At 64.2% G+C, this 7,061-nt stretch carries 10 protein-coding genes and 1 pseudogene; 7 read left to right on the top strand and 4 right to left on the bottom strand.

Going from position 1 to position 7,061, the window contains the following annotated elements; translation table 11 throughout:
- Positions 1 to 912 (bottom strand): annotated as a pseudogene (locus ACRDUX_RS19060) (FUSC family protein); the annotation flags it as partial.
- Positions 913 to 997: 85 nt separating this feature from the next.
- Here ACRDUX_RS19060 and ACRDUX_RS19055 point away from each other — a divergent pair.
- Genes ACRDUX_RS19055 through ACRDUX_RS19045 form a run of 3 tightly spaced genes read left to right on the top strand, consistent with a single transcriptional unit; the run spans position 998 to position 2,929 of the window.
- A complete protein-coding gene (locus ACRDUX_RS19055) occupies positions 998 to 1,711 on the top strand; it encodes an EthD domain-containing protein (protein WP_526415583.1) in 714 nt (237 codons plus the stop codon).
- Positions 1,708 to 2,148, top strand: coding sequence for a TIGR03618 family F420-dependent PPOX class oxidoreductase (locus ACRDUX_RS19050; RefSeq protein ID WP_526415582.1), 441 nt, complete (start codon positions 1,708 to 1,710; stop codon positions 2,146 to 2,148). The genes ACRDUX_RS19055 and ACRDUX_RS19050 overlap by 4 nt, the downstream gene beginning before the upstream one ends.
- Positions 2,149 to 2,164: 16 nt before the next feature.
- Positions 2,165 to 2,929, top strand: a complete 765-nt coding sequence (locus ACRDUX_RS19045) for an enoyl-CoA hydratase/isomerase family protein (protein WP_526415581.1) — start codon at positions 2,165 to 2,167, stop codon at positions 2,927 to 2,929.
- Positions 2,930 to 2,940: 11 nt separating this feature from the next.
- Here ACRDUX_RS19045 and ACRDUX_RS19040 read toward each other — a convergent pair whose 3' ends face one another.
- The gene (locus ACRDUX_RS19040; RefSeq protein ID WP_526415580.1) at positions 2,941 to 3,132 is read right to left on the bottom strand and encodes a (2Fe-2S)-binding protein; all 192 of its coding nucleotides are present in this window, start codon (positions 3,130 to 3,132) and stop codon (positions 2,941 to 2,943) included.
- Complete coding sequence (locus tag ACRDUX_RS19035) at positions 3,132 to 3,368, bottom strand: hypothetical protein (protein WP_526415579.1); 237 nt, start codon at positions 3,366 to 3,368, stop codon at positions 3,132 to 3,134. Before ACRDUX_RS19035 ends, ACRDUX_RS19040 begins: the two co-directional genes overlap by 1 nt.
- 299 nt (positions 3,369 to 3,667) lie before the next feature.
- On the opposite strand from ACRDUX_RS19035, the gene bfr reads away from it, so the two are divergent.
- Positions 3,668 to 4,147 (top strand): bacterioferritin, encoded by a 480-nt coding sequence (gene bfr, locus ACRDUX_RS19030; RefSeq protein WP_526415578.1) that lies wholly within the window; start codon positions 3,668 to 3,670, stop codon positions 4,145 to 4,147.
- A 70-nt stretch (positions 4,148 to 4,217) separates the two neighbouring features.
- On the top strand, positions 4,218 to 4,700 hold the full coding sequence (locus tag ACRDUX_RS19025; RefSeq protein WP_526415577.1) for a carboxymuconolactone decarboxylase family protein: 483 nt from the start codon (positions 4,218 to 4,220) through the stop codon (positions 4,698 to 4,700).
- Positions 4,701 to 4,771: 71 nt separating this feature from the next.
- Here ACRDUX_RS19025 and ACRDUX_RS19020 read toward each other — a convergent pair whose 3' ends face one another.
- Positions 4,772 to 5,527, bottom strand: coding sequence for a Crp/Fnr family transcriptional regulator (locus ACRDUX_RS19020; protein WP_526415576.1), 756 nt, complete (start codon positions 5,525 to 5,527; stop codon positions 4,772 to 4,774).
- Positions 5,528 to 5,707: 180 nt separating this feature from the next.
- Here ACRDUX_RS19020 and ACRDUX_RS19015 point away from each other — a divergent pair, with 180 nt between their 5' ends.
- Positions 5,708 to 6,019, top strand: a complete 312-nt coding sequence (locus ACRDUX_RS19015; protein WP_526415575.1) for a hypothetical protein — start codon at positions 5,708 to 5,710, stop codon at positions 6,017 to 6,019.
- 38 nt (positions 6,020 to 6,057) lie between these two features.
- Complete coding sequence (locus ACRDUX_RS19010; RefSeq protein ID WP_526415574.1) at positions 6,058 to 6,840, top strand: maleate cis-trans isomerase family protein; 783 nt, start codon at positions 6,058 to 6,060, stop codon at positions 6,838 to 6,840.
- The last annotated feature ends 221 nt before the right edge of the window (positions 6,841 to 7,061 follow it).

Raw genomic sequence — 7,061 nt, 5'->3', positions numbered from 1 at the left:
CCGTAGTGCGACGACCTCCCGGAGCTGGTGGGAAAGGCGCTGGGCCAGAGCGACGTTCGTCATCGCCACCGCGTCGGCGGCGGCCTCGACGCGCTTCATGCCGTCCAGGGCTTCGTATTTCGCGGTTCGACTGCGGCCCGCGACGACGTCCAAGACCTGACCGGCTGCGCGCAGGACGTCGGCCACCGCGTGATCCCCTGCGGACCTCCCTGCCAGCGCGGTCAGCGTCACCGAAATCCGCTGGGGAAGGCCGTACCAGGCGCGGTACGCCAGTGGCCGACTCCGCACCTGACGGTCGGTAAGAGTGGACGAGTCACGGAGCATTAGCAGCGGGGCCATGTCCACCCGCGCACCCGGATCGGTGGCGAGGTTCAGTGCGTCGGCACCGAGGGACCGGTAGGCCCTCGTCAGCGCATCCCGTTGCATCCGCCATCGGCGTCGCGGCCACAGCCCGACCAGCAGCGCCTGAACCAGGCCACCGCCGATGGCGAGGACGGTCGCCGTCGCGACGGAGGTGAGGGTCGGCGGCACCGGGGGTGCCGTGACGAGGAGCGCACCCGCGGCCACCGCGATGAGCCCGGAGTTGGCGCTCACCGCCCACTGCATCCCCGCGTAGAAGAACCAAGCGGCAGCGACCAACGCGAAGAGCCCACCGTACGACGACGTCGACGTGCCGAGAAGCACGGCGGCGCCCATCTGAATGGACGTCGCACCCACTCGCCGCAGAGGGCCGCGAGGGGTCTCCTGCAGCCCAGTGACGCCGGCGATCGCCGCGGCACCGGCCGCCGCCGTCGCCGCGCCTCCTGACCCCCAATGCAGACCGGCAGCCGCGGCGAGCATGACGCCGAGCAGGCTGCGTCCCGCCGCGCCGAGATCGGGCATGGCGAGCCGTTGCGGCAGTAGCTTCGTCACCCGCGCATCACCCCCAACCCCTCGGCGTCACCTACCAGACAACCATTGTGAATCGATGGCCCGGCGGGGGCGGTACGTTCCTTCTGTGGAGAAGGTCATCATCACCCTCCGGGCGAAGGCAGCCGACGAGGCATGGTGCGTGCGATTGCGCACCCGGGTCGCCGACGATCTGCTGGCGTTGGGCGCGCCCGGTCTCGCGGTCAACGTCAGTGACGACGCGGTGCGGGAATCACTCATGACCCTGACGACACTTGACCCGCCCGTCACGGCGCTGATCAGCATTTGGACGCAGCAGTCCTACGGACCCCACGTCGTGGGCGCGCTGGCCCGACTGCGGGACGAATGCGACCACGTCGACGCCTATCTCGTCACCGAGTCCGTTCCGCTGGCTCCACCCGAGACTGGCCCCGGCGCCCGCACGGACGGATTCGCGAACGTGGCCTTGCTGCGGCGGCCCGACGAACTGGACGCGGAAACCTGGTTCACGCGTTGGCACGTCGACCACACGCCGGTGGCGATCGCGACCCAGTCGACGTTCGGTTACACCCAGAACGCGGTCGTGCGCGCTCTGACCTCAGGGGCGCCGACGATCGACGCGATCGTCGAGGAGCTGTTCCCCCTCGAAGCGACGAGGGATCTGCACGCGTTCTTCGGCGCCGCCGACGACGCCGAACTCAGTGAACGGATGAACCGCATGGTGGCAAGCACGTCCGCGTTCGGCGCGAACCAGAACGTCGACACCGTACCGACCAGTCGTTACGTGATGCGATCTCCGTTCACGACCGAGGTGCCGCGATGACCACCCTCGACGAGGCGGTCGGTCTGGCCGCGGCCGAGAGCGGTCTGGCCGTGGTCTCGACGGTCCGAGGTGACGGCACGGTTCAGGCGTCGCTCGTCAACGTCGGAGCCCTCGCTCATCCCGTGTCCGGCGAGCAGGTACTGGCGTTCGTCACCTACGGCAAGGTGAAGCTGGCCAACCTGCGGGCGCGTGCCGCGACCGCGGTCACGTTCCGCGACGGCTGGCGGTGGGCGACGGTCGAGGGACCCGCCGAGCTCGCTGGCCCGGACGACCCTGCGCCCTGGCTGGACGGCGACGGACTGCGCCTCTTGCTGCGCGACGTCTTCACTGCCGCGGGTGGAAAGCACGACGACTGGGCCGAATACGACCGCGTGATGGCCGAGCAGCGGCGAACGGTCGTATTCGTCGCCCCCCGTCGCGTCTACTCGAACGGCTAGCGCTTACGCTGCTGCCGTGCTGGTGCAGATCGACGATGTCAACGGGGTGCGGACCCTGACCCTCAACCGTCCGGAAGCGCTGAACGCCTTCAACGAGGCCTTGTACGACGCCACGACGATCGCGCTGAGCGACGCCGATGAGGACCCCAGTGTCGCCGTCGTCCTGCTGACCGGGACGGGACGCGCGTTCAGTGCGGGCAACGATCTGGTCGAGATGCAGGCGCGCATCACCGATCCGGACTTCACGTCGGGGGAGTATGGATTCCCCGGCATGATCGAGACCCTTGCCGCACTGCGGAAGCCGCTGATCCTCGCGGTCAACGGCTTGGGTGTCGGCATCGGCGCGACGATCCTCGGCTACGCGGACCTGGTGTTCATGTCCTCGTCGGCGCGGCTGAAGTGCCCGTTCACCAGCCTCGGGGTTGCCCCGGAAGCGGCGTCGTCCTACCTGTTGCCACAGCTCGTCGGCCGTCAGAACGCGGCGTGGATGCTGTTGTCCTCGGAGTGGATCGATGCCGACGAGGCCCTGCGGATGGGGTTCGCGTGGAAGGTCTGTGAGCCCGACGCCCTGCTGGCAGAGGCGCGACGTCACGCGGAAATCCTTGCCGCACGGTCGATTCCGAGTTTGATCGCCGTCAAGCAGACGATGGTGGAGCCGACGCGGGCCGAAATCACCGCCGCCGCGGCGCGGGAGTATGCGCAGTTCGAGGAGCTGCTCGGGGGAGCGGCCAATGCCGACGCGTTGGCTGCCTTCGCCGATCGGCGCGATCCGCCTGCCTGATCGACGAGGCGCTAGCGCGCCGCGTGCACCGGGCAGTTATTGACGCCCGTGCCCTCGATGATCGCCCGGAGCGTGCGACGGCAGCGTCCGCAGTCGGTGCCTGCCCCGCATGCGTCGGCGATCTGCTTGGACGTCGACGCACCCGATGCGACCAGGTCGGTGACCGCCTGACTCGTCACTCCGGTACAAAGGCAGACGAACATCAGGCCGCCGCGTCCGAATGGCCGGTCTTCTCGTTGCGGACGTCGAGCAATTCGAATACGGCCGCCGAACGCAATTCCCAACCAGCCACTTGCGTAATTCGAACAACGTTCTCTGCCCGGTCCGCGACATTCATCGAAGGGAATACCTGTCGCTGACGGACTGACGACTTTCCGCCGGTGTCGTCCATACGTTGACAAGCGACGAGAATGAGCGGGTTCACGCTGTGTTCGCCCATTGATTCCGCCTTGAATTCCGATGCGCCACGGTGGTCCCGAGCAGCGCTGCTGACAGGTTAGTGCAGTCTAACCTTAGTTAGGCCAGCCAGTCCATAATCGGCGGGCTGTAGCGTGGTTTGCCTACCCTCACCTGGGCCGCAGCAATCCCATCGGCGAGCGGCAACACGCCGGGAATCCGGCGTACTCGGTATCTCCCATGCCTCGATTGGACTAGATTGAGGGAGCAATCGAGCCTCGGGCGAGGCACGGCCGGACACTGACACCTGACCAGCCCTCACGGTGTCGTAGGAGCAATGAAATGCAAGGCGACCCCGACGTTCTCAAGCTTCTGAACGAGCAATTGACGAGTGAACTGACCGCAATCAACCAATACTTCCTACATTCCAAGATGCAGGAGAATTGGGGATTCACCGAACTCGCGACGCATACGCGTAAAGAAGCGTTCGAGGAAATGAATCATGCGGAGGCGATTACCGACAGAATTCTGTTGCTCGACGGCCTTCCCAATTATCAGCGGCTCTTCTCGCTGCGCGTCGGACAGACCCTCCGCGAGCAGTTCGAGGCCGACCTCACGATCGAGTACGACGTGCTGGCGCGGCTCAAGCCCGGCGTCATCATGTGCCGTTCCAAGGAAGATGCCACCAGTGCTGGTCTGCTGGAAGGCATTCTCGCCGACGAGGAGCACCACATCGACTACCTGGAGACGCAGCTCGAGCTGATGGACAAGCTCGGCGAGCAGCTGTACTCCGCGCAGTGCGTGTCGCGTCCACCGCAGTAGGGCCTGCTGCGCGCTGACCGAAAAACTAGAACGTGTTCCAGAAAGGGCGTCATCGGCGTACGATGCCGCCATGAGCCGAATTGGAGAGTTCGCCGACGACGACGCGGCCGGCTGGATCGTCAAATCGCCCGACATCGGCACCGCCATGGCCGGTTTCACCCACGCGGTCTACAACAAGAACAGACTGCCGATGCGGGTCAGGGAACTCGCGCGCATGGTGATCGCGCTCGACAACGAGTGCGTGGTGTGTCAGAACACCAGAGACGCCGACGGCATCGCGGCGGGCGTCGACGAAGACCTCTACGACCACGCCGCCGAGTGGCGGACCTGGTCCGGCTACAGCCCGCAGGAACGCATCGCCGCGGAGTTCGCGGCAAGGTTCGCCAGCGACCACACCGGTCTGCGCGACGACGAGGAGTTCTGGGACCGCTGCAACCAGCAACTCGACCCGGAACTGCTGACCGACCTGGCGCTGTCCTGCGCGATGTGGTTGGGCATGGGGCGGATGCTGCGCACGCTCGACATCGGCCAGTCCTGCAAGATCACGCTGTAATCCACGGCCTGACTCTCGGCGGGCTAGACCACGCCGGTCCCGTCGAAGATCCAGGTTTCAGGTCGAAGTAGTTAGTGCAGTCCTGTTTGTCGATCCTGCGTCGCGACTTGCCTTCGCCGAGTCAGGATCAAGCTACGGGGACGGACGACGACGATGCCGCGGTTTTGGAGATCGGAAAGGGCTCGATTAACCATCTCCCGCGATGAGCCGACATACCTGGCAAGGTCTTCCTGGCTCAGCCCGTGCTCGACGATGATGCCCTCATCGACGACTCGGCCGAAGCGAGGGGCCAACTCCACGACTGCCTTCAAGACGCGGGACCGTACGTTCAGCAGCGCGTGGTCGGCGATGATTTCGTTCGCTTTGCGGAGCCGCTCAGCCATGTGTCCGAGGATGCGCAAGTTCGCCTCCGGATGATCCCGCAGCACGCGCTTGACGGCGGGGTATTCCAGCTCGGCGACCTTCGCGTGGCTGAGCGCAGCTGATGTTGCGGTGCGCGCCGTTGCGCCAAACATCGAAAGCTCTCCGACCACTGCGCCTGGCCCCAGGATTTCCAGCATTCTCGCGCGTTCGTGATCGTCTGACCTAAAGACCTGAAGTCTGCCTTCGAGAACGATGTACAGCCGATCTCCGTCGTCGCCAGCCGTAAACAGAAGGCTGCCGGCCAACAAGACGCGCAGCGTCAGTCGGTCCATCAGGTCGGCGGCGGCCTCTGTTCCCAAAGCGACCATGAACTCCGACGCCAACACCAGATGACGCCAGTCCGGGGTAAGCCACTCCTGCAATGCGCATCCTGTCGTAGCGAGCGCGTACGACGGTGCCTGCATCGACGGTCTGCACTGAGGCGCGGTCCCCGCTCGGATCGTTCAGTAACGGTACGCCAGGAGGTTACACAATGCCCCGATGCCGATCGCTGTGCGAAATAACATATTGTCCAAGTCTATTAATGCTGGATAGCCTGAACGGGATCACTGTCACTCCCTGGCTAACAGAAATGAAATTAATTTATGATTGCCACTCTTGAGATGTTCCAAAATCCCGGCCTATCGACGGACCATGACCGCCTCTCATCACTGATTTATGGGCGAGCCGACGCGATCGCCCGAGTTGACGGCTTGCAGTCCAAAATCTGGTTTAACAATCCGGAATTGGGCACTATCGGCGCCTTCTTGGTGTGGCGAGACCGCGACGCGCTCGCCAGTTTTCGGCGAGGTGAAGACACCGCGTCGATCGCCGAACGTTGGGGCACGGTGCCGCGGATCGATGATTTCGATATTTGTCAGACAGTAATCGAAGGCACGATCAAGCGTTTCATGTAATCGAACCACCTTCCTTATTTGTGAGAGAGGAACCGACCGTGCCCCTTTTTGTTCCCGATCTGGATTACCCGAAGCTGCGCGACGTCAATAGCTACCGAGCCAAGATCGCAACAATCGTCCCCTCAACCAATACCACGGTCGAGCACGATTTCCATTCAGTGGCCCCCCGAGGCGTGACCTTTCCGGTTGGGCGGATGTACATTCCCCAGCCGCAGAGCGGAAACGACAGCGAATTCGCGCACATTATCCAGCAGGTCGATGACGCCCTCGCGGACGCGATCCGGTCGGTGATGACAACCGGCCCCGACCACGTGGTGATGGCCATGTCCGCACCAACGTTCTGGGGCAGTCTCGCGGGCAATGCCAGGATTGAGGCCCGCATGCGCGAATTATCCGGCCTCGAGGGCGTCACCTCGGGAGCAACGGCAGTGCGCGACGCGCTCAACGCTCTCGGAGCAAAGAACATCGCTTTCGTTTCCCCGTACCAACAAGTCGGAGATGACCACGTCGAGCAGTTCTTCAGCGATGCTGGCTTTAGTGTCCGACGTTCCATCGGCCTCAAGGTGCCCTCGATCGACTACATCAGTCGCACGCCCGCCTCAACGTTGATCGCGGCGCTGCGGGAGCTCGACGGTGACGATGTCGACGTGCTGGTTCAGGCCGGCACCAACCTATCGATGGTTCGCCTTGCCGATGAGGCCGAGCGGTGGCTCGGTAAGCCGGTGGTGACGATCAACGCAGCAACACTGTGGCACGCATTGAGGCACTGCGACGTCAATGATCAGTTTGATGGCTTCGGAACGTTGCTACGCGAGTTCTGACCGCCCGCGACGCCCCAGCGACATAGGACCCCCGGACGTGCGAAAGGCGGAGCCACGCGATGCGCCGAGATTTTGTCGGCTACGGACGCCGACCCCCTGAAGGGCCGTGGCCAAACGGATGCCGAATAGCAGTTTCGATCGTCGTCAACTACGAGGAGGGATCGGAAAGATCGTTGGCCAGCGGCGACGACCAACAGGAGACCAGCACGGAGTGGGGTGAC

The organism is Mycobacterium sp. (assembly GCF_050701675.1).
Taxonomy (GTDB): domain Bacteria; phylum Actinomycetota; class Actinomycetes; order Mycobacteriales; family Mycobacteriaceae; genus Mycobacterium.
Note: the sequence above shows the minus strand (reverse complement) of the source record. Positions and strands in the feature narration are given on the sequence as shown.

What these genes read in the sequence shown, in the direction of transcription:
- bfr (WP_526415578.1), top strand. Translation starts at nt 3,668, where the DNA reads ATGCAAGGCGACCCCGACGTTCTCAAGCTTCTGAACGAGCAATTGACG.
- ACRDUX_RS19050 (WP_526415582.1), top strand. Translation starts at nt 1,708, where the DNA reads ATGACCACCCTCGACGAGGCGGTCGGTCTGGCCGCGGCCGAGAGCGGT.
- ACRDUX_RS19025 (WP_526415577.1), top strand. Translation starts at nt 4,218, where the DNA reads ATGAGCCGAATTGGAGAGTTCGCCGACGACGACGCGGCCGGCTGGATC.
- ACRDUX_RS19035 (WP_526415579.1), bottom strand. Translation starts at nt 3,368, where the DNA reads ATGGGCGAACACAGCGTGAACCCGCTCATTCTCGTCGCTTGTCAACGT.
- ACRDUX_RS19015 (WP_526415575.1), top strand. Translation starts at nt 5,708, where the DNA reads ATGATTGCCACTCTTGAGATGTTCCAAAATCCCGGCCTATCGACGGAC.
- ACRDUX_RS19020 (WP_526415576.1), bottom strand. Translation starts at nt 5,527, where the DNA reads ATGCAGGCACCGTCGTACGCGCTCGCTACGACAGGATGCGCATTGCAG.
- ACRDUX_RS19040 (WP_526415580.1), bottom strand. Translation starts at nt 3,132, where the DNA reads ATGTTCGTCTGCCTTTGTACCGGAGTGACGAGTCAGGCGGTCACCGAC.